Below are 23,293 nucleotides of genomic sequence, written 5' to 3'. Positions count from 1 at the left end.
TCAGGCACAGATCGCGCGTTTTGCTCAGCGCTTCCACCCGGAGCGGACCGTTTCGGCCTCATCCGCGCGCTACAGAGGCGGGACGCAATGGAACCGAGCCATTGCGCCCTCGCCTACCTCACCCACCGCTCGCACCGTACACGCCGACCTGCTGCGCTGATCCGCGTCCGGCGATCAGCGGGACGCGGTGGTCAGTTCCGCTGCGTTCAGCGACGCCAGACCGATTCGGGCCAGTGCGTGGGAATCCATTGTCCGGCCGTTGGCGAGCTTCATCGAGACATTGTCCTGCGCCAGCACGCGGCGATACATGTCGACCGCCCGAGCGTCACGGTTGGTCCGGGCAAAGACCGTTGCGAGATTGAGCAGCACCTCCGGCATGTCAGGGCTTGCGCGGCGCTGGGCCTCCAGCGCCATTTCCGCCTGTACCAGATCGCCACGCTGCAGCGCGCTGCTGGCATATGCCCCCGAAGACGCACTGTTCTGCGCCGATACCGGTGCCGCGATCATCGCTCCGGCAGCAAGCGCGGTTGCTATCACCATCCTCCGCATAAAATCCTCCACCTATTATTACATTTTAGTGACTCCTATATGTCATATATGTGTCACATCTGCAATGCGGTCGATCACGCATAAAAAAAAGGGCGGCCAAAGCCGCCCTTTTCGATTCCGATGTCAGAACCGATCAAAAATCATTGCGATATTGCTCGTTGCCGACAAAGCCCAGCTTCGTCACGTTCGCACGCTTGATGATCGCAAGAATCTGATCCACGCGATTATATTTCGCCAGCGGGTCAGGCTGAAAATGCAGCTCAGGCTGCGGATTCATCATTACCGTCTGGTCGAGATACTGACGCAGCTGAACTTCATTGATCGGCTGACTGTTCCAGGTGATCTGACCGTCGGGGGTCACGATCACCTTATTCTTGTCAGGCTCGACATTGATGTTCTGCGGCTCGTTGCTCGGCTGCGGAAGGTCGACCTTCACCGCATGGGTCTGGATCGGAATGGTGATGATGAACATGATGAGGAGAACGAGCATGACGTCGATCAACGGCGTCGTGTTCATTTCCATCATCGGTTCACCGTCATCGGTACCGCCACTCATTGCCATGTCAAACTACTCCTAAAGCCGCGATGATCAGCGATTGACCTTGATCGAACCCGGCGGCGGTTCAGAAATGAAGCCCACCTTCGCAAAGCCCGCCGACTGCATGGTGTAAATCGTCCCACCGATGCATTTGTACGGCGTGTTCACGTCGCCGCGAATATGCACCTCGGGAAGATTGTCGGGGGTAATGTTCGATCCAAGCCGCTCGACCTCTGCCTCCAGCTTGTCCGCTGCCCGGCTGAGCAGTTCCTTGCTGTCGACACGCGTCATATTCCAGTACACTTCACAGCCATCGGGGCCGTTGCGCACGGAAAGCGAAACATTTTCGGGCTTCGTCGTGGTCGGTTCGAACGCAACCTCGGGAAGCGTCACATCAACCGTCTGAACCACGACGGGAACCGCAATCAGGAAGATGATCAGCAGCACGAGCATCACGTCCACGAGCGGCGTCGTGTTGATGTCCGACATCGGTTTTTCAGCGGAATCTCCGCCTACGCTCATCGCCATGTGCGCGTTATCCTATCGTCTACTCTATGCATTCCAGGCGGCTGGTCCGGCGAACATGGTCCGCCGGACCGATACCACCAATCAGACGCGGGTCTTCTGGACGCCGCCTGCCTGGCCGGAAGTCGTCGTGGTGGCGGCGGGCTTGGTGCCAGCAGCCTTCACCTCGGGACGAACCGCACCGTTCGAAGCCAGATAGCCGAGAACATCGTTCGAGAACGCGTTCATATTTTCGGCGATCGACTTATTGCGACGCTGCAGGAAGTTGTAGGCAAGCACGGCGGGAACCGCGACGACCAGACCGAGAGCGGTCATGATCAGCGCTTCACCGACGGGACCGGCAACCTGGTCGATCGAAGCCGAACCCGAAGCGCCGATTTTGATCAGTGCGCGATAGATGCCGACAACCGTACCGAACAGACCGATAAACGGTGCGGTCGCGCCGACGGTCGCGAGGAAGGCAAGACCCCCGCCGAGCTGCGAATTGATCTCTGCTTCGGAACGCGCCAGCGAGCCGTGCAGCCAGTCATGCGCTTCGACCGGATCGGTCAGCTTCGCATGCTGTTCCTGTGCGGCCAGACCGTCATCCACCAGCTGGCGATAGGCCGAGTTCTTTTCGAGCTTGGCAGCGCCTTCGCGAAGATTGTTCGAATGCCAGAAGGTGCCGCGCACCCGCTTGCCCTGATTGATGATCTTCTGCTGCTCGAACAGCTTCGTGAAGAAGATGTAGAGCGAGATGAAAAGGAACAGCACGAGAATGCCGAAAACGGTCTGGGAAATCAGGCCGCCTTCGCGGAGTGCGGCCATCAGGCCGTACGGATTTTCGGCTGCAGCCGAGCCGCCTGCGGCAAGGATGGTGGTGAACATGTCAGATATCTTCCTCTAGCAAGAATTCGTTCAAATAACCGTCGAGGCGGTCGATCAGCGATCCAGTTTCCAGGTGACGCCCTGCACCTTGGTTTCCGGAATCTTGTTGCCGTTCGGATCTTCGGCCGGCTTGTAACGGAAGCGACGCTCGATAAGGCGGCACGTCTCGTTATCCAGCTCGCTCGATCCGCTCGATGTTACCGTCGAACATCCGGTCACGCGACCATCTGCCCCCACGGTGAAGCGCACCACCGTGCGACCTTCATCGCCTGCACGACGTGCAGCGGGCGGATAGTCATCATTACTGATCGAACCACTGCGCAAAGCTGCCTTTTTGGCAACCTTGGGCGGTGCCGGCGGCGGCGGCGGCGCAGGCGGCGCCGGCGGCGCGGGCGGCGCAGGCGGTGCCGGCGGCTGGCTCGGCGGAATGATATCCGACGTCCGAATCACAGGTGCCGGTGCCGGGACCTTCACGATCGGCGGCTGCGCGACGACCGTGGTCGGCGGCGGCGGCGGGATCGGCGTGTCTGGCGGCGGCGGCGGCGGCGGTTCGTCCGGCGGCGGGGGCGGCGGCTCGGTAATATCAAACGTCTCTAGGTTATCCTGAACCTTTTTGACGTATTGATATGCAAGCCCCGTGACGAAAGCATAACCGACAGCGGCGAGAATGACCGCGACCATAACGATCGCGATGACGCGGCTACCAGCAACATCCCGGTCAGCATAAGCCATTCAGCGAAGTCACTCCTCAATTCCTTAACGCCTTGGCGGGTAGGAAACCCGAATGGGCGCCGGATACAAACATTATCCGCCCATCCTGGCCCGTGTCGCCCGGAGCGCGAGTCTCTATCGTGGCGTCTGGATTGACGCAAACGCTTTGTCGAACAATTGCCCCATAAGGGCATCCGATGGCAGATTTATTGCTGTATCAGAATCATTCGATCGCCTATCGTGTCACGGTATGACTGTTTTCCCAACAACTATTCGCGCATTTGCGCTTGCCTCCACCGCTTTTTTTGTCGCGCCTTCGCAGGCGCAGCAAATACAGAGTCCGATAAGGTCTGACGCGCCCGCTTATGCCGCAATCGCTGACTTGACGCTGCATGCACCGCTTACAATCGATGGTACCGTTCACAGTGCGGTGCGAATCAAAGGCGCCGAGGCAGCGGGCGTAGCGCCCGGCCATGCGCGCTTTTACGAGCAGGTCGACGTCAACGCGCTGATCGGCGGCAGCGGCGCGCTGCCGCAGCGAATCGGCTATCTGGTCGATGTGCCTTTCGATGCCGACGGACGCCTCCCGCGCCTTCGCGACCTCCGCGTCATCGCGTTTGCCCGTCCCGTTCCGGGGCAGGCGGGCCAACTTCAGCTGATCTCGCCCAATGCACAGCAACCCTGGTCGCCCCAGCTCGACGCAATGGTCCGCGCGATCATCACCGAATCGGTGAGCCCCGACGCACCGCCGCAAATTACCGGCATCGGCAATGCCTTCCATGTGCCCGGCACGATTCCCGGTGAAGGCGAAACGCAGATTTTCCTGAACACGGCGAATCGGGCACCGATCTCTATTTCGGTGCTGCGACGTCCGAATCAGGAACGTCGCTGGTCGGTCTCGACGGGCGATATCGTCGATAATTCGGCCGGACCGCCGAAGCCCGAAACGCTTTTATGGTATCGTCTGGCCTGCGGCCTGCCCGACCGGCTGCCCGATGCAAGCCTTGCCGGGCAGGAACCCGCCAATGCCGAGGCGGCACGCGACGATTATCAGTTCGTGCTCCGCGCGCTCGGGCCCTGCGGCGCGAGCCGGTAAATCTCAGCGATCTGCTATCAGCGCGCTAGATGGAGAAAGTCGCGCTCGTAACTCTGCATCGACGCGCCCGCGTCGACGAACAGCAACTGGCCGGTGACCGAGCGGGCGTGCGCGAGATAGAGCACCGCATCGGCGATCTCTTCCGCATGCGGTAGCCGTTCGAGCGGCATCATCGCACGCAGCCGCTCGATCTGACCCTCGTCATAATCCTCCGTCGCGAGCGTCAGCCCCGGTGCCACCGCATTCACGCGGATGGCGGGGGCCAGCATGCGTGCGAGCAGCCGCGTCGCCTCCGCCAGCGCCTGTTTGGACAGCGTATAGGCCGGCTGATCGCGATGCGGGTTGCGCACGCGTTGGTCGATGATGTTGACCACGCTCCCCTCGCCCACCGCCCGCGCCATCGCCTGAGCCAGCAGCACCGGCCCGGCGGTATTCACCCGGAAATGCAGATCGAGCGCCGCCATATCGGGCGGCGTCGATTCGCCCGGATCGAAGAGCGAAGCGTTATTGACCAGCAGGCACGGCGGCGCTCCGAAATGGCGCGTAACAGCCGCGATCAGCGCCTCCGCCGCCCCATCCTTCGACAGATCGGCGTCGAAACAGGCCCAGCCGCGCCCCGCTTCGTCGAGCCGCTGCGCCAGCCAGTCCTCGGCCTTCGCATCGCTGCTCGCATGCAGCGCCAGTGTATAGCCCGATTCGGCGAGCCGCGCGGCGATATGCGCGCCCAGCCGCCGCGTGCTTCCCGTGACCAGCGCGAGCCGATCCATGCTCAGCGACGCTCGCGGACCAGCGTGATGCCGATCGATTCGTTCGCCTCGGCAATAGCGAGCTTGACGATCTTTACCGTGACTCGCTGAACCCGGGCGTCGCTGACGAACACCGTTTCGCAAATATGGTCCGCAACCCCTTCAATCAGCGTAAAATGTACGCCCTTCGGCAAGGCGTCGGTCGCGGCATGTTTGAGGTCGAGATAGCTTTTCGAAGCTGAAAGCGGCGTGTCCGGCGCGAAATGCTCCGGACAATCGAGATCGGCAGTGATCGAAATGCGAAGCGGCTGAGGAAGGTGGGTTTCCTCGGAATACACGCCGGTAAGGACCTGAACTTCCAGATCATGGACCTCAAGCTGAAGACTGTCGGACAATGCAAAAACCTTGTGCAGGGGAAAGGAGAATCACCGCTCCTTAGCAGATGCGCAGCGGCGCGACAGGTTCAGGCGCTCGCGCTGGGCCGCGCCGAGGCCGCATCGTGCCAGCGGCGGATATTCGCCTGTTCCTCGCCGATCTCCAGCTTGGCGGCGCGCGCGAAATCGATGGTCACCAGCGCCGTGATATCGGCAAAGCTGTATTGGTCGCCGGCGAGCCATTCGCTCGCGCCCAGCCGCTCGTCGAGCGCGTCGGTAAAGGCACGCCACATAATGCCCCCGCGTGTGGCGAGTTCGGGAATCTGCGGAATGCTGGGCCAGCTCCCCGGCTCGCCGCGCCCCGAAAAGACCGGCAGGCAATTGCGAAAGACATAGACGGCGGCGGTATAGCCGTCCGATTCGACCCGCCGGGTCCAGCTTTCGATCCGGCCGACCTCGATCGCGCTGGTACCGAACAGCGAAGGCTTAGGGTGCAGCGCTTCCAGATAGCGGCATATCGCCGCAGACTCGCACAGCACCTCGCCGTCATCGAGTTCAAGCGCCGGAACCGCGCCGCGGGGATTGACCCGGAGATAGGGGTCGGAAAGCTGTTCGCCGGCGCGAAGGTCAAGCACCTGCCGCTCGATCTCCAGCCCCTTTTCGGCAAGGAAGATTCGCACCCGGCGGGGACTGGGCGCCCATTCTGCATCATAGAGCTTCATTGCGGCCTCTCCTGCGATTGGCTTTGCGCTTGGCCGTCGGGAAGCGTAAAGCCCGCGACCCGTTCCGTCTACTTGCCGATCAAGAATAAGGCCGTGCCGCACGAATTTGTACCCCTGGACCGTATCGACCCGGGCGCTATCGAAGCGCTGCTGGATGGTGCGTTCGGGACAGACCGCCATGAACGCACCGCCTATCGCATTCGCGCGGGCGCACTGCCGATTCCTTCGCTCAGCTTCGCCTCGCTGAGCGCTGAGGGCGAATTGCTGGGGTCGATCCAGTGCTGGCCGATCCAGCTTTCCGACGGATCGCGCGCCGCGCCGCTGGTGATGGTGGGGCCGATCGCGGTCGATCAGTATCATCGCAATATCGGGATCGGGCGCGCGATGCTTCGCCATGTCCTCGATCAGATGGCGCAATCGGGCTCCGCCGCTCATGCCGCGCAGATGCTGATCGGCGATCCGGGTTATTATGCCCCGTTGGGGTTCAGCGCCGACGCCACGGCCGCATGGGAGGTACCCGGGCCGGTCGAACGGCATCGGCTGCTTGCCCGCGGGGCCCCTTTGCCCTTCGCGGCGGGTCGGCTGGAGGCGCGTCCGCTCCCTGCCCCGCGATCCGGCTTGCGGTCGGCCGCCACCCTGGCCTAGGCGCTGTAGCGATGCCCATGCAGCCCCCGCCCGATCTGGAATCGCTGTCGCTCGCCGAGATTGCCCGGCTGGCCGAAGAACAGCGCCTGCCGCCCGTCGACAGCTGGAACCCCGACCGTATCGGCGACAGTGAGATGCGGATCGCTCGCGACGGCAGCTGGTATCATCAGGGCAGAGCGATCACGCGCCCGGCGATGGTCCGGCTCTTTTCGATGATCCTGCGCTGCGAAGCGGACGGAAGCCATGTGCTCGTCACCCCGATCGAGAAGCTTCGAATCGCGGTCGAGGATGCGCCCTTTGGCGCGGTGGAGATGAAGGCAGAGGGCGAAGGGCGCGATTCGCGTCTCGCCTTTCGCCTGAACACCGGCGATCTGGTCGCGGCCGATGCCGATCATTCGATCCGCTTCGTGGAGAAGGCTGATGGACCGCACCCCTATCTGCGCGTGCGCGGCAGGCTCGATGCGCTGATCGCGCGCCCGCTATATTATGAACTTGCCGAGCGCGCGCTGAGCGGCGGCGATGATCCCGCCGGCATCTGGAGCAACGGTGCCTTTTTCCCGGTCGATCCCGTACCATGAGCGTCACCGCACGGCTGAAGGAAGCGCTTCAGGGCACTTCTCCTGATCACGTCATCCTGCTGAGCGGCGATGACAGCGACGACCTGATCGATCCGAACACCGCGCTGGTCGATGCGGCGGTGCTGGTCGCGGTTACCGACCGTGCGTCGCCCGGCGTGATCCTGACGCAGCGCACGCGGACCTTGCGCAACCATGCCGGGCAGATCGCCTTTCCGGGCGGGCGCAAGGACGATAGCGACACGGATCTGATCGCCGCCGCGCTGCGCGAGGCGCACGAGGAAATCGCGCTGCCCCCTGCCAAGGTGGAGATACTGGGCATTACCGATCGGTATCGCACGACCAGCGGATTCCAGGTGACTCCGGTGGTGGGCGTTATTCCGCCCGACCTCTCTTTTCGCCCCGAACCGGGCGAAGTAGAGGATATATTCGAAGTGCCGCTCGACTTTCTGCTCGACAGCGCCAACCATCTGGAAAGCCATGTCGAATGGCAGGGGCGCGAGCGGCATTATTATGAAATCTTCTGGCAGGATCGCCGCATCTGGGGTGCGACCGCCGCGATGATCGTCAATCTCGCCCGGCGATTCGCATGGGCGGCATGATCCTCCCCCCCGCCAGCTGGCGCGATCGCGCGGGCCTCGATTCGCTCGCCCGCGCGCTGGGCGCTGAACGGGGCGAAGCGCGTTTTGTCGGCGGTGCGGTGCGCGATACGCTGCTCGGACTGGCGGTGGCGGATGTCGATATGGCGACGGTCCACCGCCCCGATGCGATGCTGGCGCTGCTGGAGCAGGCTGGCATCCGGAGCGTTCCCACCGGGCTGCAGCACGGAACGATTACTGCGATCCTCGAAAGCGGGCCGGTGGAGGTCACCACGCTGCGCCATGACCTCGATACCGACGGGCGCCATGCGACGGTCGCCTTTACCGATGACTGGCAGGCCGATGCCGCCCGGCGCGACTTCACGATGAACGCGCTCTACGCCGACCCGCTGACCGGCGAGCTATTCGATTATTTCGGCGGACTGGCCGATCTGGAAGCGGGGCGGGTCCGGTTCATCGGCGATCCGTTGCAGCGAATTGCCGAGGATCATCTTCGCATCCTGCGCTTCTTCCGTTTCCTCGCGCGATTCGGCGATTCACCCGATCCGGCCGGGCTCGCGGCATGCGTCGCGCGGTCGAACGATCTGATGGCATTGTCGCGCGAACGAATTGCCGATGAACTGCTGAAACTGCTCGTCGCGCGATCGGCAGTGCCGGTGGTCGCGCTGATGGTGGAGCAATCGGTGCTGACGCCGGTCCTGCCCGAAATCACCGGCGAGGGCGTCGCCCGGCTGCGCGAATGCGCCCGAATCGAGGAGGAATGCGCGATCGCTCCCGATTCCGTTCGTCGCCTCGCCGCGCTGCTGCCGCGCGATTCGAAAGCTGCGGAAGCGGTCGCCGCGCGCCTCAAACTCTCCAATGCGCAGCGAAAACGGCTCGGGCTGGCGGTGCAGCATGCGCATGGCGGCGCGCGCGAACTTGCCTATCGGCTAGGCACCGAAAGCGCGATCGACCGGCTGATCCTCGATCCGCGGCGCGGCGATTGTTCGGAAATCCGCGCTATTGTCGACTGGCAGATACCGGTACTACCCTTAAAGGGCGGCGCGCTGGTCCAGCGGGGTATCGCCAAAGGCCCCGATGTCGCGCGATTGCTGCGCGAGATAGAGGATCAATGGATCGCGGAAGGCTTTCCAGACGCTGCACGCGTCGAACAGCTGGCCGACGAAAAAACCGATCAGGCGTTGCGCTCAACCAGAAACTGATGCGCCTCGTCGGGCGGCAGCGGGCGCGAATATAAAAAGCCCTGCCCGTAAGTGCAGCCGAGCGCCGCAAGTGTCTGGGCAAGTTCCTTCGTTTCGATACCCTCGGCGGTGGTGCGCATCCCCAGCGCCTGCGCCAGGGACAGCACCGCGCGCACGATCGCGATCTTATCGGGATCAGCCAGCATGCCGGCAACGAAACTCCGATCGATCTTCAGCACGTCGATCGGCAGCCGCTGAAGATACGCAAGATTCGAATAGCCCGTGCCGAAATCGTCCATGGCAAGCGTAGCGCCGATATCCTTCAGCGCCTGCATCACCTGACTGATGCGATCCGGATCGGCGACGATCGCGCTTTCGGTCAGCTCCAGCGTGATCCGGTTGCCCCCGATACCGTTGCGCGACAGCACCTCGCGCAGCAGGGCGGGCACATCGTCGCGCTGAAACTGGATCGCGGAAAGATTGACCGCGACCCGGATGTCGCGGCTCGCGTCCGACATCCGGTCCCATATTGCAAGCGTCTTCGCTGCTTCCTCGATCGCCCAGCGGCCGAGCGGCACAATCAGCCCCGATTCTTCCGCGACCGGGATGAACTCGGTCGGCGACAATTCCAGCCCGTCCTCGGTCCGCCAGCGGGCAAGCGATTCGAACGAAGTAACCTTGCCCGTCGCGAGGTCGCAGATCGGCTGATAATGCAATCGCATGCGACCGGTTTCGATCGCACGGCGAAGCTCGGTCTCGATCCCGAACTGGCGCCGCGCCAGCGCGAAGATCCGGCTTTGATAGATTTCGGTATGGCCGGTGCGCTTCGCCCGGTTTACCGCGAATTGCGCGTGGCGGATCAGGTCTTCGACGCTGCTCATCCGATCGGTGCCCAGCGCGACGCCGATGGCGCAATCGACGCGGATTTCGAAATCGGAAAGGCGGAACGGCGTGGCCAAAGCGCTGTGAATACGTTCCGCAACCTGCATCGCGTCCATCGGCCCGTCATCGAGCGAGAGCAGCACCGCGAATTCGTCGCCCCCGGTGCGCGCCAGAATGTCGCGCCCGCGCAGCGCGCCCTTCAGCCGCCGCGCCACCGAAATCAGCAATTCGTCCCCCGACAGACCGCCCATACAGGCATTGATCCGGCTGAACCGGTCGAGATTGATCGCCAGCACCGCATAATCGTCGCGATTGGCCTCGGTCACCCGCTCTTCGATCATTTCGACGAAGCCGGTCCGGTTGGGCAGTCCCGTCAGGCTGTCGGTGCTCATTTCGCGCCGAAGACTATGTTCGGTCCGGTGTTCGCCGGTCATGTCGATCATGCTGACCAGACAGCGATCGGCGGCGCGCTTCCCGGCGCGGCGCGCAAAGGTCACTTGGAAATAACGACAGTCCACCGCTTCCCCCAGCTCCCAGGTGAAGGTCAGATGGGTGTCCTGAGACCGCAAAAAAGCAGTGAGCTGTTCGCCGAGATGCTCGATCAGCAACGATCGAGCGATGTCCGAACCGAAACCCGCCTGACGAAACAGGCCGTTGACCGCTTCGAACCCGAGCACTTCATTCTCAAAGGTGACGATGGCGGCGGGGATCGGCAGCAGATCGATCAGCATGGATGACGGACCCGGACCATAATTATGACACGGGACCACCCGCTCAGCCACTTCAGGCAGGGGGTCCGCTTTCACGGTCTTGATGCGGCCAAATATCATTGTGCTCTTTATAGGCCAAATGCGTTAAATTCAGGTCAAAAGCCACGAAAATTGACGTCCGGCGCGATACCATTGATCTAGAACCGATTATCTTTGGGAAAACCGTTCGGCGGCATGCGGCCTGCCGCGCCGCGCGCCGCGCGCCAGGGGTTCATATCCTGCTCGACCCGCGTACGTCCCTGTTCGCCGCCCATCGTCCAGCTCAATCCTTCTTCGAAGCGGAACGTGCGGGCATCCGACAATCCGCCGTCGCGATAGCGCTGTAGCTGAACCCCCTGGCCCCGCGTCAGTTCCGCCAGCTCATTCAAAGGAAAGACCACCAGTTTGCGGTTATTGCCCATCGCCGCAACATAATCGTCTTGCGGCGCGACGCCGCGCACCACCGTCAGTTTCGCACCGGCGCGCGGATTGACGACCTGCTTCCCCTTGCGCGTTTCGGCGGTCACATCGGCGGTCTTGACCACGAACCCGCGTCCGTCGCTCGCCGCGACGAGCAGCCGGTCGGAGATACTGGCGGGCACCAGCGCGACGATATCGCCGTCCAGATCGACCATCAGGCCGACCGGCTCGCCGAATCCCCGCCCGCCGGGCAGCTTGTCCGCGCCGAGCGTATAGAAACGCCCGGTTTCGCAGGCCAGCAGCAGCTTATCGGTGGTATGCGCATGAAAAGCGAAGCGCGGCCCGTCGCCTTCCTTGAATTTCAGCGTATCGGCAGCGGCAAGATCGACATGCCCCTTCATCGCGCGAATCCAGCCGAGTTTGGACAGGATCACCGTCACCGGCTCGCGCTCGATCATCGCCTCCAGCGGGATTTCGCGGGCGAGCGCTGCCTCTTCGATCAGCGTCCGCCGCGCCCCCAGTTCGGTTTCCGGGCCATAGCGTTCGCGGACCTTGCCCAGATCGCGCTTCAGCCGGGTGCGTTGCCGCGCATCGGAGCCAAGCAGCTTGCTGAGATCGTCCTGCTCCTTTTCCAGCGCGTCGCGCTCACGCTTCAGCTCCATTTCCTCCAGCTTGCGCAAGGAACGCAGCCGCATATTGAGGATAGCCTCGGCCTGACGGTCGGTAAGCTCGAACTCGGTCATCATCACCGGCTTGGGCTCATCTTCGGTACGGATGATTTCGATCACCCGGTCGAGGTTGAGGAAGGCGATGATATAGCCGGCGAGCAGTTCCATCCGGTCGGCGATCTTCGCCAGCCGGTGCTCGGTCCGGCGGCGAAGCACGATGAATTGATGGTCGACCCAGGCGAGCAACGCCTCACGCAGGCTCATCACGCGCGGGGTGCGGGTCGCGTCGAGCACGTTGAGGTTGAGCGAGAAGCGGCTCTCCAGATCGCTCATCCGGAACAGCCCGTCCATCAGCGTCTCGGCATCGACCGTTCGGCTGCGCGGTTCCAGCACGATGCGTATCTCCGCATCGGATTCATCACGAATATCCGCGAGAATAGGCAGTTTTTTGTCGTTAATTAGCCCGGCAATCTGCTCGATCAGCTTGCCCTTCTGAACGCCGTACGGAATTTCGGTGACCACCGCATTCCACGCGCCGCGCCCCAGATCCTCGACTTCCCATTTGGCGCGCACCCGGAAAGAACCCCGGCCGGTACGATAGGCCTCGGCGATCGCTTCGGGACTGTCGGCAACACGCCCGCCGGTCGGGAAATCCGGCCCCTTCACATGTTCCAAAACGGCGGCTTCGTCCGCCCCCGGCTGGTCGATCAGCATGATTACGGCGTCGAGCAGCTCTGCTACATTGTGCGGCGGAATGCTCGTCGCCATGCCCACCGCAATGCCGCTCGCGCCATTGGCGAGCAGATTGGGGAACAGGCCGGGAAACAGCTCCGGCTCGCGCTCCTCGCCATTATAGGTGGCGCGGAAATCCACCGCATCCTCGTCCAGACCCGACATCAGATCGATGGCAACCGGTGTCAGCCGCGCCTCGGTATAGCGATAGGCAGCGGCATTATCGCCGTCGATATTGCCGAAATTGCCCTGCCCGTCGACCAGCGGATAGCGAAGCGCGAAATTCTGTGCGAGGCGAACCATCGCATCATAGACCGACTGATCGCCATGCGGGTGATATTTGCCGATGACATCGCCGACCACGCGCGCCGATTTTTTATATGCCTGACTGGGATCGAGCCGCAGCAGCCGCATCGCCCATAACAGGCGGCGATGCACGGGTTTCAGCCCGTCGCGCACATCGGGGAGCGAACGCGCTGTAATCGTGGAGAGCGCATAGACCAGATAGCGTTCGGAAAGCGCACTATCAAACGGCGCATCGACGATCTGATCGAAAGGGTCGGAAAAATCTGTGGCCATCGCCGCCACCGATAGCAGGGCTTTTCGCGCCTTGCGAGACGGTTGTTCTCCGTGCGTTTCGATCCGCGCGATAAGGTCTCTGCCAGCGGTCAGCAGCTTGATTGCGCCTCAGGCGCGGCTGATGTATAGCCGCCCCTTGATCGCCCCGGTGCGCACGGTTCCCCCGTGGTCGCCGGGGCTGACTGTTTTTGCTGAAGGAAACCCGCGCCATGGCACGCCGCCGCCAAATCTATGAGGGCAAAGCAAAGATCCTCTATGAAGGCCCCGAACCCGGCACGCTGATCCAGTATTTCAAGGATGATGCGACTGCGTTCAATGCGCAGAAAAAGGGCACGATCAACGGCAAGGGCGTGCTGAACAACCGGATTTCCGAGCATATCTTCACGCTGCTCGGCAATATCGGGGTGCCGACGCATTTCATCCGCCGCCTCAACATGCGCGAACAGCTGATCCGTCAGGTCGAGATCGTTCCGATCGAGGTCGTGGTGCGCAACGTCGTCGCCGGATCGCTGTCGAAGCGGCTGGGGATCGAGGAGGGCCAGCCCCTCCCCCGCACGATCATCGAATATTATTACAAGGATGATGCGCTGGGCGACCCGATGGTCACCGACGAACATATCCTTGCATTCGGCTGGGCCGGGCAGGACGAACTGCACGATATGGCCGATATGGCCATTCGCGTGAACGACTTTCTGTCGGGCCTGTTCGCCGGGATCGGCATCCGTCTTGTCGATTTTAAGCTGGAATTCGGCCGTATCTGGGAAAATGACTTTGCCCGGATCATCCTTGCTGACGAGATCAGCCCCGATGGTTGCCGCCTTTGGGATATGGCTTCGGGCGAAAAGCTCGACAAGGACCGGTTCCGCCGCGACCTTGGCGGCGAAGTCGAAGCCTATCAGGAAGTGGCGCGCCGTCTGGGCCTGCTTCCCGAAGGCAGCGATACCGAAGTGCTCGACCTTGACAGCCATCGCAAGCGTCGCGGCAAATAATCCGGAACATCCCGACTTGCGGGGATCGGTCGGGCGCGATAGGCGGCTCAGCGATCCCCAAACAACCGGAAGGCACGTCCCATGAAGCTCCGCATCGTCGTCACGCTCAAAAACGGCGTGCTCGATCCGCAGGGCAAGGCGATCGAGCATGCGCTCGGCTCGCTTGGCTTTGACGGCGTCAACGACGTTCGGGCGGGCAAGATCTTCGAGCTCGACGTCGCCGACGATACCAGCGACGAGGCGATCGACGAGATGTGCCGTAAGCTGCTCGCCAACACCGTCATCGAAAATTACCGGATCGAACGGCAATGAAGAGCGCGGTCATCGTCTTTCCCGGGTCGAATTGCGACCGGGACATAGCCGTCGCGCTGGAAAAGGTGACAGGCACGAAACCTGCCATGGTCTGGCATGGCGAGACCGCTTTGCCCGACGGCACCGGGCTGATCGCCCTGCCCGGCGGCTTTTCCTATGGCGATTATCTGCGCTGCGGCGCGATCGCAGCACGTTCGCCGATCATTCCTGCGGTAGTCGACGCTGCGGGACGCGGGATGCCGGTCATCGGCATCTGCAACGGCTTTCAGGTGCTGACCGAAATCGGGCTGCTCCCCGGTGCATTGATGCGCAATGCCGCGCTGAACTTCGTATGCCGCGACGTGCCGATGACCGTCGAAAACAGCCAGTCGCTGTTCACCAGCCGCTATTCGGCGGGCGAATCGATCACGATCCCCGTCGCGCATCATGACGGCAATTATTTCGCCGAAACATCGGTGCTCGACCGGCTGGAAGGCGAAGGGCGCGTGGCGTTCCGCTATAGCGGCAATATCAACGGTTCGGCGCGCAATATCGCGGGCATTCTGAACGAACAGGGCAATGTGCTCGGCATGATGCCGCATCCCGAACGCCGGATCGAGGCAGCGCATGGCGGCGAAGACGGCCACCGCCTGTTCGAAGGGCTGCTGGAGATGGCGGGGTGAAGGAAGCGCTCGCGTTCTGCGACCAGTGCATGGTCGCCGACCGCGCCATTTGCGCTGCGCTGACCGGGACAGAGCGCGAAGAACTTGTCCGGCACGGGCGGCGAAAGCGCTATAGCCGCGGCGATACGATCATCGCGGCGGGCGATTCGAACGACAATTTCGCAACGCTGATCCGCGGCGCCGCGAAGATCGCATCGATTGATGCCGACGGAACCGAGCGGATCGTCGCGCTTGCGCATCCGGCGGGGATGCTGGGCCAGTTGTTCAGTCCCGGTGCCGACCTGCACGTCATCGCGCTGACCGACAGCGAGGCGTGCCTTTTCCCGCGCGATCGCATCGAGGCGCTCGTGCATGACCATCCGCGCATGGCCGCCCGCCTGTTGCAGGAGACGTCGAACGCGCTGGCGGATGCCCGCGGCCTGATTGACCTGATCAGCAAGCGCAAATCGAGCGCCCGGGTCGCGGCGCTGCTGATCGAATTCGCGCATGCGGCGAGCGCCGCGCCGTGCCATCCCGCCGAGTTCTTCGAACTGCCGCTGTCACGCGGCGAGATGGCGCAATTGCTTGGAATCACGATCGAAACGGTCAGCCGCTCGATTACTGCGATGGAGCGCGATGCCCTGATCGAACGGCACGGCGCGCACGGCATCCGCATCCTCGACCGCGACGGCCTTGCCCGGCTGATCGGCTGATCTCACCGTGCAAAGGCCGGGCGCGCGGACGAAGCTCCCTTTCTCCCGCGCGCCCGGCGGGCCATCCCTGCCCCGCCTTCGATTCTTATCGTTCCCCGATGGGACCCGCCTTGCGAACCGTCAAAGCGGCGCCATCAGATCCGAGTGCGGAACGGCGTGAAGTTGGTGCCGGTGTCGAACACGTCCACCCCTTCGCGCCGTTTCAGCATATTGACCACCAGATAGGTGAACGGCGTCAGCAGCACTTCCCAGCCCACTTTGAGCGCCCATTGGGTGAGCAGCACGATCAGGACCAGATGATTCGTCCACCCTTCCGCTCCCCAAAAGGCGAGCGGATAGAAGATCAGGCTGTCGACGCCCTCGCCGAACACCGTCGATCCGATCGTGCGCGTCCACAGATATTTACCGCCGGTCATCAGCTTCATTTTCGCCATGACGAAGCTGTTGACGAACTCGCCAGCCCAGAATGCACAGACCGAAGCCGCGACGATTCGCGGCACCTGTCCGAACACCGCTTCATAGGCGGCCTGATTGCCCCAGTCGGGCGCGGGCGGCAGCCTCACCACCACCCACGACATGAACGCCATGAACAATACCGCGCCGAACCCCGCCCAGATCACCCGCCGGGCATGAGCATAGCCATAAACTTCGGTCAGGACATCGCCGAGCACATAGGAAACCGGGAAAAACAAAATGCCCGCCCCGAACGGCCAGTCGCCGATCAGCGGGAGATCGACCGTAGCGACTTTCCCCGCCCCGATGACGTTGGACAGCAGCAAAATGGTGACGAATGCCGCCATCATGAAGTCGAAATAGCTAAACTGCGTACGACCGATTTCGGCAGTATCGACCCGCCGCGGCGCGGCCCCCGTCCCTTTTTCCATGACCAAATATATGATCGGCATTTTCCAACCGTGCAATTGCCGTTATTGCAGCCCCGGTGCGCGCCCGTAGCTCAGCTGGACAGAGCACGAGCCTTCTAAGCTTGGGGTCGCAGGTTCGAACCCTGCCGGGCGCGCCATTGCTGTTGGACTTGTAAAGGTTTTGCGCCGGTCACCGATCTCATTATGCCACCTTGGCCTCGAAGGCGGGCGGGCTGATGCCGCCCAGATATGAATGGCGGCGACGGGAATTGTAGAAGCCGTTAATGTACTGAAAGATGGCGGCTTCAGCTTGCCGCCGGTTTGGCCAGCGCTGCCGCCAGATGAGTTCCGCCTTCAGGGATTTGAAGAAGGTTTCGACCGCAGAGTTGTCGTAGCAATTGCCCTTGCCGCTCATCGATGGACGCAGGCCATAGGCCTGCAGCTTTTTCTGATAGTCGTAAGAGCAATATTGGCTGCCGCGATCCGAATGGAAAAGGCAACCTTCTGGAGGCTGGCGCAGGCGCACCGACATATCCAGCGCCCTGATCGCCAAGTCCTTCTTCATTCTGTCGCTGACTGCCCAGCCCACGACGCGACGGCTATGCAGGTCGAGAATAACGGCAAGGTAGAGCCAGTCTTCGAATGTCCAGATAGATGTGATGTCGCCGGCCCATTTACGGTTGGGTGCATCTGCGGAAAAATCGCCGTCCAGCCAGTTCGCTGCGACACCCAGACGATGATGGCTGTCCGTCGTGACCTTGTGCTTGCGCGTGCGGACCGGCTTGATCCCGTTGATCCGCATGAGCCGGCCGACCCGGCGCTCGCCAACCTCGAGCCCGGCCTCCTTCAACTCCATCGTCATTCTCGGACGGCCGTAGCTGCCAAGGCTCAGGCTATATTGTTCTCGGATATGGGCCAGCACTTTCATATCCGTCCGCTCCCGCCGACTGATCGGGCGCGAGCGCCAGGAACGATAGATAGCCGCGCTCGCTCACCTGCAGGACACGGCACATCAACTCCACCGGCCAGCGATGCCGCCAGCTGTGCACAAAGGCGAACCTCACGGCCTTTGGCTCGCGAAGAACTGCGTTGCCTTTTTTAGAACTTCCCTCTCCTCCCGGAGCACACGGTTCTCGAGGCGAAGCCGCTCATTCTCTCGCGCCAGATCTGCCTGTGGCGCTGCCACCACGTCCCACGGACGATAGTGCGACACCCATTTGTTCAGCGTCGATTTGCCGATCCCAAATCTGACGCCACCCGATCGCGCGGCAACCCGCTGGTCAGCGCAATGCGCACAGCCTCCTGCTTAAACTCTTCACTGCGCTTGATCATCTCGTCGATCTCCTTGAAACAAGCCTTAAACTCTCAAGTGACCGAAGCGGTCCTCAATCATGTCGGAGGCTCGCGGTCCGGCGTTGCTGGCATTTATCAACGTCACGATTGGAAGCCGGAAAAGCGCGGAGCCCTAGCGATGTGGAACGATCACCTCACCAGCGCCATCGCAGCGGGCCAGGAATAGCGTCGCGATCATAGCTGTTTCAGGCGCTAGATTCCGCCGACGTTGTGACAAGAAAGGTTCGGAGCGTCCCGACGCCGCAACAAAGTGCGGGTTCTGAACAGGATCGGCGTCTAGCAGACGTGCGGATTGCCATTCCTATCCATAGCTTCGAACCAGGCGGGGTGGAGCGTGTTGCGCTGAGGCTTGCCGAACATTGGCAAGAAGCGGGGCATGATCCTGTCATGGTCCTTGGTCGAAGCCGCGGGGCATGTGCCGGTACCGTTCCTGACCTCGATTACCGTGTTATGAGAGAACCGTTTCCAACCGCACGATGGGAAACGATCTGGATGATTTGGTCGCTCTTCCGGTTCCTCCTCGTGGAAAAGGTCGACGCCGTTTTTTGCCCGGGCAACACGTACACCATCGTTTGCGTGGCTATGAAGCTTCTTCACGGTAATCGATGCCCTCCTGTTCTGGTCAAAATCAGCAACGATCTGGAGCGACATGATCTTCCGAAGGTTATCCGACCCTTTTATCGCTGGTGGCTAAGAATTCAGGGTGCCACTCTGGATAGGTTCGTAGCGATTGCAGACCCAATGCGTGCTGAGGTTGAACGCGTATTGGCTCTGCCGGAAGACCGGGTCGGCATCATTCCCGACCCGGCGTTGTCCTTAACTGAACTGGATCAGCTTTGTGTCTCCAGGTCAGCCAAAACTTCGCAAGCTGGTTGCCGCTTCCTGACGGTTGGCAGACTTGTTGCGCAGAAAAACCAAATGCTTCTTCTCGAGGCGTTTGCACGCCATGCCTGGCTCGAAGACACACTGGTCATCGCTGGCGATGGTCCCGAGCGCGAACGGCTGGTCAGACGAGCAAATGGGCTTGGCCTGCTGTCGCAAGTCCGTTTTGTCGGGCACGTCGACGATGTTCGAGCTCTGTATACAGAGGCAGACGTTTTTGTGCTCTCGTCACACTACGAAGGAGCGCCCGCAGTTATCGTGGAGGCCTTGGCTGCGGGTCTCCCAATCGCCGCGACAAACTCTTGCGTCAGTATGGAGTGGCTGACAGGCTACGGCCAATTCGGCGTGGTGGTGCCCCCCGCCGATGCGGATGCACTAGGCATAGCGATGAATGCCGCGAGGCATCTGCGACCGGATCGAATAGCAATGCAACGCCTGGCGTCGGAATTCACGTTGGAAAGCTCTGCTCGCCTATATCTGTCGGAGCTTACGGCTTTGATCCACGATGTTTACCGTCGGCGCCGGATGACCACGCTTGGCGGTCTACCCTACGGACGATCATAGTTGGCGCATCAATCTCGGAGCGGAGCGATATTGACCCGCTCTGCCGGGTTCTTCTCAGCACTCGCGAGTGCTCCGCCGCATCATTGTTCGAGCGAGAAATCGATCACGAAACCGGCATGATCGGAGAGAGGCTCTTGCGAGTGGATGGGGAACGGGACCCATGCTTGTTCAGGCCGCAGGGCAACCCTTGCTCCATCACGGAAGAAAATCTTGTCCTTATTTCGGTCTACGATCTCTCGCGCTTCGATCCCCGATCCGGCGACCACTCGACCTTTCGTCAGCACTGACCTGAGACCGTCGATATGGGCGCCCTCTATGAACGGGCGGGATACGGCCGCTTTGCGTTCGGGCACTCGCCCCGTGTTGAAATCTCCACCGAATAGGGCCGGAGCCTCGGACGATAGCTCCTTCGACAGGAATTCCCGCACCGCAGCGACTTGCCAAGCGTAGGCGCGATCAGCCCGTTCGTTCGAAACGCCTGTCGAGCCGCGCGAATTGAGGTGGGCGTTGACAACGACGACCGGTTCGCCGGCGCCCGGAAAATCGATCCACGCAAGAAGAACACCCTTGGCCGCAAGGCAGTCATAGCCAGCGCACGCGCCTTCGGGAAAAGCATAGCGCTCGATCCTGACGACCGGGTAATCCGAGAGAATCGCGAGCCCGCTATTGATCAGGCTGCCGCTCGCCTCGCCCTTGAACCATTGCGCGTTCTGGGCAAACGCCGGGCCCAGGGGCTCGGCATCCTCGCGCCCGGCGGTTTCAGGCCCGGCGACCACATATCGATAGCCCGCAGCCTCGCCGAGCGTAGTTGCAGTGTCGCCGAAGGCCTCTTGTAAGAGAACAACACGTGGCTGGGCGTTGCTGGCCCGCATTGCAGCAAGACGCTGCCCGATAGCGGAAATGGCGTCTTTACGCCCGGAGGCGATCGGCCAGGGCAGACCCTTGATGTTGTATGACATGATTGAGACAGGCCCGGCCCGTGCGGGCCAGGTGTATTTGTCGGTCGGTTCGCTGCTATAGTTGGATTCCGACAGGGTCGACGCCCCCAGAAGAGTCGCCGTCGTGACTAAGGCAAGAGTTCTGAAACCGATCATCGTTCCCGCGTCCCCGATAGCTCGCGAACGCAAGACGCCATCCTCCGCCGATTTCCGCACCGTTTCCCTGCATGTGCGGTTCTGCGCAATCTGTGGCGTCTAGCTGTCCGAAACGCCGAGACGGTCAGGCATGGGGAGCATCAACTTGGTTGGGAGGTCTGAACAGGTGAAGCCGGTCTCCCTTACGGATGCATGGCGCTCCTGCAGGAGACAGCACGCCCATGCACGGGCCTCGATGATGCACGAGCGAACGATCCGCGTGGTGTGTGCCATGATATCTACAGGGTAAGCTCGTGACGCCAGAAACCGTTCGAAAGTTCAGGTCAGAACTTAACGTATTGCACCAGAAGCATCCCCAGCCATATAAAATTTGCATGTCACCAGGCAACGAATACTCTCGTATAAACCAGGCAGGCCTTGCCCAGCTACTTGGTGAGATGCGCCCTGAATTGGGAAGATTCATGCTTGCTCGTCAATGTAACCCTGCCGAAGTAGATGATCTATTGCAGGATTTGTACGTAAAGCTGTCAGGCGTTCAAACTGGTCCAGTCAGCAACCCGCGTGCATATCTTTATCAGATGGCCAACAACCTTTTGCACGACCATCGCCGCGGGCGTCGGCGACAACAGGCGCGAGACGATCACTGGGCGCGCAATCGGACCGGGGACGATCTTGAAAGGGACGCCGAACCTACACCGGAAGAGAGCGCGATCGCCCGCGACGAACTTGAGCGGGTCAACGCAGTGATTGCCCTGCTGCCGGATCGGACCGCGCAGATTTTGAAGATGTATCGGCTCGATGGTGTCTCGCAAAAGGCTATCGCCAATAGCTTCGGCCTTAGCCTGAGCGCAGTAGAAAAGCATCTCCAGCGGGCCTACCGAAAACTGCTCCTGTTGCGCGAAGAATTGGATAGCGCGCCGCAACTTTCGCAAACGGAGGCCGACGATGTCAGCTTTTCCTGATCGCGCAGTGGCCGAGCAAGCCATAGCCTGGCATCTTCGGCTCAAGGACGCCGATGAACACGCCTGGATCGAATTCGCGGAGTGGCTAAGCGCCGATCCCTCTCATAACGGCGCTTATGAAGCCGTTGTTGACGGCGATGAGCGGATGCTGCCTTTGCTGGAAAAAGCTACCTTTCCTGCAGGCGATGAACAAGAACAGCCGCCAGAGTTCAGCACGGACGAGGAGGCGCCCGCATACGGCGTCGGCGACGGAACCGTTCGCCGGAACCCCTGGCGCTGGGGTGCGCTCGCCGCTTCGATCGCGGCAGCCGGTCTCGTTGGACTTCAGGTGTTGCCCGACAGGGATACGACCTATCCGATCGAAACCCCGGTCGCCGAGACGCGAACCGTGTCACTCTCGGATGGAAGCGAAATTCGGCTTAACGGCGGCACTAGAATTGTCCTCGACAAGAGCGACACCCGGTTGGTCGAGATTGCCCAAGGCGAAGCCTTATTTGCTGTAAAGCACGACGATGCTGATCCGTTCACCGTCATCGCCGGTGATCAGCGTCTGGTCGATATAGGCACCGTGTTTAACGTCGTTCGTACCGATCGTCAGCTTCGCGTCAGCGTGGCTGAGGGCGCCGTGCGCTATGAAGGCATGGACCACAGGGTCGAACTTCATCCCGGTGACAGCCTTGCAGCAGACGATCTGGGGAGGATCAAAATTTCGCATCGTGCGCCGACATCGATTGGGAGCTGGGCAGACGGCGTACTGATCTATGATCAGGTTTCTATGGAACAAGTCGCCGAAGATCTGTACCGATCGATTGGAATATCGCTAGAGCTCCCGCCGCAAATGCGTTCCAGAACCTTTTCGGGGGTGATCCAGACTGACGGAGATCGGAAGGCGGTACGAGCAAGGATGGAAGAACTGATCGGGGAGAAAATTGTCGCCGACGGAACACGCTGGTCCGTCGAAGCTCGGTGAACAGCAAATGGCTCGTTGTGAGCGCGCCGATTGCCTGCGCCGTGGCGACCTGCCCGGTACACGCCGCTGACAAAATCTCCTTCGATGTTCCTGCCGACTCCTTGAATGCCGCTCTGATATCCTTCGCAACTCAGGCGCGCATTTCAATTGACACCAGTGACCCGACGCTACGGGCTGTACGCGTTGACGGCCTCCAAGGCCGTTTTACACTGCGCGACGGATTGCGCCGACTATTACAAGGTACGGGATACAAATTTCGAATATCTCGCGGGAACGTTGTGCGGCTGCTTCGGCAGCCGGCCCGTAGCGCCCGCGAGGACGCTCCTCGCCGACGGAGAGTCCCCCCTCCCCAGCCTCCGGTCAAACCGCCACCGCCCAAAGAGATCATTATCACCGCCAGCAAGCAGGATGTTGCGCAGGCGGACTATCCGGGTGCGTTTGATGTCGCCTCGTTCGACGAAGCACAAAGCCTTCATCTCGGCAATGAAGGCAGCGAGGCTTTGCTGCGAGAGCTTCCGAACATGACCTCCACCAATCTGGGCTCGGGTCGAAACAAGTTATTCATCCGAGGAATTGCCGACAGCAGCTTCAACGGGCAACTGCAATCGACGATCAGCCAGTATTTCGGAGAAAGCAGGCTCACGTACAGCGCGCCGGACCCGGATCTTGCGCTATATGACATCGAGAAGGTCGAGGTTGTTCCCCGTCAGCACCAATGGCACAGATTTGAGGTTGTGATTTAAGGAGGATTTGGGCTTCGTCGTAGTGATGAAGGAACGAAGATGAAGCCCA

At 61.4% G+C, this 23,293-nt stretch carries 25 protein-coding genes, 1 tRNA gene and 1 pseudogene; 14 read left to right on the top strand and 13 right to left on the bottom strand.

Annotation, left to right across the window (positions count from 1 at the left end; translation table 11 throughout):
• Window positions 1–174 precede the first annotated feature (174 nt).
• The 5 genes from EV664_RS18840 to EV664_RS18820 form a co-directional block, all read right to left on the bottom strand.
• Window positions 175–540 carry a tetratricopeptide repeat protein gene (locus tag EV664_RS18840; RefSeq protein ID WP_162848905.1) on the bottom strand — a complete coding sequence of 122 codons (366 nt, stop codon included), beginning with the start codon at window positions 538–540 and terminating at the stop codon, window positions 175–177.
• Between the two features lie 142 nt (window positions 541–682).
• Window positions 683–1,111, bottom strand: a complete 429-nt coding sequence (locus tag EV664_RS18835) for an ExbD/TolR family protein (RefSeq protein ID WP_133497192.1) — start codon at window positions 1,109–1,111, stop codon at window positions 683–685.
• Window positions 1,112–1,138: 27 nt separating this feature from the next.
• The gene (locus EV664_RS18830; RefSeq protein ID WP_133497191.1) at window positions 1,139–1,615 is read right to left on the bottom strand and encodes an ExbD/TolR family protein; all 477 of its coding nucleotides are present in this window, start codon (window positions 1,613–1,615) and stop codon (window positions 1,139–1,141) included.
• Window positions 1,616–1,696: 81 nt separating this feature from the next.
• Window positions 1,697–2,479: a MotA/TolQ/ExbB proton channel family protein gene (locus EV664_RS18825; RefSeq protein ID WP_133497190.1), complete on the bottom strand. Its 783-nt coding sequence runs from the start codon at window positions 2,477–2,479 to the stop codon at window positions 1,697–1,699.
• Window positions 2,480–2,533: 54 nt separating this feature from the next.
• Window positions 2,534–3,211 (bottom strand): energy transducer TonB, encoded by a 678-nt coding sequence (locus EV664_RS18820; protein WP_133497189.1) that lies wholly within the window; start codon window positions 3,209–3,211, stop codon window positions 2,534–2,536.
• A 409-nt stretch (window positions 3,212–3,620) separates the two neighbouring features.
• On the opposite strand from EV664_RS18820, the gene EV664_RS18815 reads away from it, so the two are divergent.
• Complete coding sequence (locus EV664_RS18815) at window positions 3,621–4,286, top strand: hypothetical protein (RefSeq protein WP_229668393.1); 666 nt, start codon at window positions 3,621–3,623, stop codon at window positions 4,284–4,286.
• 17 nt (window positions 4,287–4,303) lie between these two features.
• Here the strand turns inward: EV664_RS18815 and EV664_RS18810 are convergent, their stop codons facing one another.
• The 3 genes from EV664_RS18810 to EV664_RS18800 form a co-directional block, all read right to left on the bottom strand.
• Window positions 4,304–5,053: an SDR family oxidoreductase gene (locus EV664_RS18810; RefSeq protein WP_133497188.1), complete on the bottom strand. Its 750-nt coding sequence runs from the start codon at window positions 5,051–5,053 to the stop codon at window positions 4,304–4,306.
• Window positions 5,054–5,055: 2 nt separating this feature from the next.
• Entirely contained in the window at window positions 5,056–5,427 is a 372-nt protein-coding gene (locus tag EV664_RS18805; protein ID WP_133497187.1) for a dihydroneopterin aldolase, read from the bottom strand.
• A gap of 68 nt (window positions 5,428–5,495) precedes the next feature.
• The gene (locus tag EV664_RS18800; RefSeq protein WP_133497186.1) at window positions 5,496–6,128 is read right to left on the bottom strand and encodes a glutathione S-transferase family protein; all 633 of its coding nucleotides are present in this window, start codon (window positions 6,126–6,128) and stop codon (window positions 5,496–5,498) included.
• A gap of 93 nt (window positions 6,129–6,221) precedes the next feature.
• On the opposite strand from EV664_RS18800, the gene EV664_RS18795 reads away from it, so the two are divergent.
• The 4 genes from EV664_RS18795 to EV664_RS18780 are packed head-to-tail and all read left to right on the top strand — an operon-like array spanning window position 6,222 to window position 9,149.
• Window positions 6,222–6,773, top strand: a complete 552-nt coding sequence (locus EV664_RS18795; protein ID WP_229668394.1) for a GNAT family N-acetyltransferase — start codon at window positions 6,222–6,224, stop codon at window positions 6,771–6,773.
• A gap of 11 nt (window positions 6,774–6,784) precedes the next feature.
• Window positions 6,785–7,351, top strand: coding sequence for a DUF1285 domain-containing protein (locus tag EV664_RS18790; RefSeq protein WP_133497185.1), 567 nt, complete (start codon window positions 6,785–6,787; stop codon window positions 7,349–7,351).
• Complete coding sequence (locus EV664_RS18785) at window positions 7,348–7,950, top strand: CoA pyrophosphatase (RefSeq protein WP_133497184.1); 603 nt, start codon at window positions 7,348–7,350, stop codon at window positions 7,948–7,950. The genes EV664_RS18790 and EV664_RS18785 overlap by 4 nt, the downstream gene beginning before the upstream one ends.
• The gene (locus EV664_RS18780) at window positions 7,938–9,149 is read left to right on the top strand and encodes a CCA tRNA nucleotidyltransferase (protein WP_133497183.1); all 1,212 of its coding nucleotides are present in this window, start codon (window positions 7,938–7,940) and stop codon (window positions 9,147–9,149) included. The genes EV664_RS18785 and EV664_RS18780 overlap by 13 nt, the downstream gene beginning before the upstream one ends.
• On the opposite strand, the gene EV664_RS18775 is transcribed toward EV664_RS18780, so the two are convergent.
• On the bottom strand, window positions 9,122–10,840 hold the full coding sequence (locus EV664_RS18775) for a putative bifunctional diguanylate cyclase/phosphodiesterase (protein WP_229668395.1): 1,719 nt from the start codon (window positions 10,838–10,840) through the stop codon (window positions 9,122–9,124). The genes EV664_RS18780 and EV664_RS18775 overlap by 28 nt on opposite strands.
• Before the next feature lie 77 nt (window positions 10,841–10,917).
• Window positions 10,918–13,158 carry a DNA topoisomerase IV subunit A gene (parC, locus tag EV664_RS18770; protein WP_133497182.1) on the bottom strand — a complete coding sequence of 747 codons (2,241 nt, stop codon included), beginning with the start codon at window positions 13,156–13,158 and terminating at the stop codon, window positions 10,918–10,920.
• Window positions 13,159–13,367: 209 nt separating this feature from the next.
• Here parC and purC point away from each other — a divergent pair, with 209 nt between their 5' ends.
• The 4 genes from purC (at window position 13,368) to EV664_RS18750 (ending at window position 15,813) form a co-directional block, all read left to right on the top strand.
• Window positions 13,368–14,147 carry a phosphoribosylaminoimidazolesuccinocarboxamide synthase gene (gene purC, locus EV664_RS18765; RefSeq protein WP_133497181.1) on the top strand — a complete coding sequence of 260 codons (780 nt, stop codon included), beginning with the start codon at window positions 13,368–13,370 and terminating at the stop codon, window positions 14,145–14,147.
• 81 nt (window positions 14,148–14,228) lie between these two features.
• A complete protein-coding gene (gene purS / locus EV664_RS18760) occupies window positions 14,229–14,459 on the top strand; it encodes a phosphoribosylformylglycinamidine synthase subunit PurS (RefSeq protein ID WP_133497180.1) in 231 nt (76 codons plus the stop codon).
• Window positions 14,456–15,121 carry a phosphoribosylformylglycinamidine synthase subunit PurQ gene (gene purQ, locus EV664_RS18755; protein WP_133497179.1) on the top strand — a complete coding sequence of 222 codons (666 nt, stop codon included), beginning with the start codon at window positions 14,456–14,458 and terminating at the stop codon, window positions 15,119–15,121. Before purS ends, purQ begins: the two co-directional genes overlap by 4 nt.
• A complete protein-coding gene (locus EV664_RS18750) occupies window positions 15,118–15,813 on the top strand; it encodes a Crp/Fnr family transcriptional regulator (protein ID WP_133497178.1) in 696 nt (231 codons plus the stop codon). Before purQ ends, EV664_RS18750 begins: the two co-directional genes overlap by 4 nt.
• 134 nt (window positions 15,814–15,947) lie before the next feature.
• On the opposite strand, the gene EV664_RS18745 is transcribed toward EV664_RS18750, so the two are convergent.
• Window positions 15,948–16,718 (bottom strand): queuosine precursor transporter, encoded by a 771-nt coding sequence (locus EV664_RS18745; RefSeq protein ID WP_244923142.1) that lies wholly within the window; start codon window positions 16,716–16,718, stop codon window positions 15,948–15,950.
• Between the two features lie 39 nt (window positions 16,719–16,757).
• On the opposite strand from EV664_RS18745, the gene EV664_RS18740 reads away from it, so the two are divergent.
• Window positions 16,758–16,834: transfer RNA gene (locus EV664_RS18740), tRNA-Arg, on the top strand.
• Between the two features lie 44 nt (window positions 16,835–16,878).
• Here EV664_RS18740 and EV664_RS18735 read toward each other — a convergent pair.
• Window positions 16,879–18,008 (bottom strand): annotated as a pseudogene (locus EV664_RS18735) (IS3 family transposase).
• 306 nt (window positions 18,009–18,314) lie between these two features.
• Between EV664_RS18735 and EV664_RS18725 the strand changes: the two are divergent.
• Entirely contained in the window at window positions 18,315–19,475 is a 1,161-nt protein-coding gene (locus tag EV664_RS18725) for a glycosyltransferase (protein WP_133497176.1), read from the top strand.
• A gap of 80 nt (window positions 19,476–19,555) precedes the next feature.
• On the opposite strand, the gene EV664_RS18720 is transcribed toward EV664_RS18725, so the two are convergent.
• The gene (locus tag EV664_RS18720; protein WP_133497175.1) at window positions 19,556–20,569 is read right to left on the bottom strand and encodes an endonuclease/exonuclease/phosphatase family protein; all 1,014 of its coding nucleotides are present in this window, start codon (window positions 20,567–20,569) and stop codon (window positions 19,556–19,558) included.
• A 374-nt stretch (window positions 20,570–20,943) separates the two neighbouring features.
• On the opposite strand from EV664_RS18720, the gene EV664_RS18715 reads away from it, so the two are divergent.
• Genes EV664_RS18715 through EV664_RS18705 form a run of 3 tightly spaced genes read left to right on the top strand, consistent with a single transcriptional unit; the run spans window position 20,944 to window position 23,244 of the window.
• Entirely contained in the window at window positions 20,944–21,531 is a 588-nt protein-coding gene (locus EV664_RS18715) for an RNA polymerase sigma factor (RefSeq protein ID WP_133497174.1), read from the top strand.
• Complete coding sequence (locus EV664_RS18710) at window positions 21,515–22,501, top strand: FecR family protein (protein WP_133497173.1); 987 nt, start codon at window positions 21,515–21,517, stop codon at window positions 22,499–22,501. Before EV664_RS18715 ends, EV664_RS18710 begins: the two co-directional genes overlap by 17 nt.
• Window positions 22,498–23,244 carry an STN domain-containing protein gene (locus EV664_RS18705; protein ID WP_162848904.1) on the top strand — a complete coding sequence of 249 codons (747 nt, stop codon included), beginning with the start codon at window positions 22,498–22,500 and terminating at the stop codon, window positions 23,242–23,244. The genes EV664_RS18710 and EV664_RS18705 overlap by 4 nt, the downstream gene beginning before the upstream one ends.
• The last annotated feature ends 49 nt before the right edge of the window (window positions 23,245–23,293 follow it).

This window comes from Stakelama pacifica (assembly GCF_004361835.1).
GTDB lineage: Bacteria > Pseudomonadota > Alphaproteobacteria > Sphingomonadales > Sphingomonadaceae > Sphingomonas > Sphingomonas pacifica.
Note: the sequence above shows the minus strand (reverse complement) of the source record. Positions and strands in the feature narration are given on the sequence as shown.

Excerpts from the sequence above, each read along its gene's own strand:
- EV664_RS18840 (WP_162848905.1), bottom strand. The coding sequence starts at position 540 with ATGGTGATAGCAACCGCGCTTGCTGCCGGAGCGATGATCGCGGCACCG.
- EV664_RS18835 (WP_133497192.1), bottom strand. The coding sequence starts at position 1,111 with ATGGCAATGAGTGGCGGTACCGATGACGGTGAACCGATGATGGAAATG.
- EV664_RS18830 (WP_133497191.1), bottom strand. The coding sequence starts at position 1,615 with ATGGCGATGAGCGTAGGCGGAGATTCCGCTGAAAAACCGATGTCGGAC.
- EV664_RS18825 (WP_133497190.1), bottom strand. The coding sequence starts at position 2,479 with ATGTTCACCACCATCCTTGCCGCAGGCGGCTCGGCTGCAGCCGAAAAT.
- EV664_RS18820 (WP_133497189.1), bottom strand. The coding sequence starts at position 3,211 with ATGGCTTATGCTGACCGGGATGTTGCTGGTAGCCGCGTCATCGCGATC.
- EV664_RS18810 (WP_133497188.1), bottom strand. The coding sequence starts at position 5,053 with ATGGATCGGCTCGCGCTGGTCACGGGAAGCACGCGGCGGCTGGGCGCG.
- EV664_RS18800 (WP_133497186.1), bottom strand. The coding sequence starts at position 6,128 with ATGAAGCTCTATGATGCAGAATGGGCGCCCAGTCCCCGCCGGGTGCGA.
- EV664_RS18790 (WP_133497185.1), top strand. The coding sequence starts at position 6,785 with ATGCCCATGCAGCCCCCGCCCGATCTGGAATCGCTGTCGCTCGCCGAG.
- EV664_RS18785 (WP_133497184.1), top strand. The coding sequence starts at position 7,348 with ATGAGCGTCACCGCACGGCTGAAGGAAGCGCTTCAGGGCACTTCTCCT.
- EV664_RS18780 (WP_133497183.1), top strand. The coding sequence starts at position 7,938 with ATGGGCGGCATGATCCTCCCCCCCGCCAGCTGGCGCGATCGCGCGGGC.
- EV664_RS18775 (WP_229668395.1), bottom strand. The coding sequence starts at position 10,840 with ATGATATTTGGCCGCATCAAGACCGTGAAAGCGGACCCCCTGCCTGAA.
- parC (WP_133497182.1), bottom strand. The coding sequence starts at position 13,158 with ATGGCCACAGATTTTTCCGACCCTTTCGATCAGATCGTCGATGCGCCG.
- purC (WP_133497181.1), top strand. The coding sequence starts at position 13,368 with ATGGCACGCCGCCGCCAAATCTATGAGGGCAAAGCAAAGATCCTCTAT.
- purS (WP_133497180.1), top strand. The coding sequence starts at position 14,229 with ATGAAGCTCCGCATCGTCGTCACGCTCAAAAACGGCGTGCTCGATCCG.
- purQ (WP_133497179.1), top strand. The coding sequence starts at position 14,456 with ATGAAGAGCGCGGTCATCGTCTTTCCCGGGTCGAATTGCGACCGGGAC.
- EV664_RS18745 (WP_244923142.1), bottom strand. The coding sequence starts at position 16,718 with ATGCCGATCATATATTTGGTCATGGAAAAAGGGACGGGGGCCGCGCCG.
- EV664_RS18720 (WP_133497175.1), bottom strand. The coding sequence starts at position 20,569 with ATGATCGGTTTCAGAACTCTTGCCTTAGTCACGACGGCGACTCTTCTG.
- EV664_RS18715 (WP_133497174.1), top strand. The coding sequence starts at position 20,944 with ATGTCACCAGGCAACGAATACTCTCGTATAAACCAGGCAGGCCTTGCC.
- EV664_RS18710 (WP_133497173.1), top strand. The coding sequence starts at position 21,515 with ATGTCAGCTTTTCCTGATCGCGCAGTGGCCGAGCAAGCCATAGCCTGG.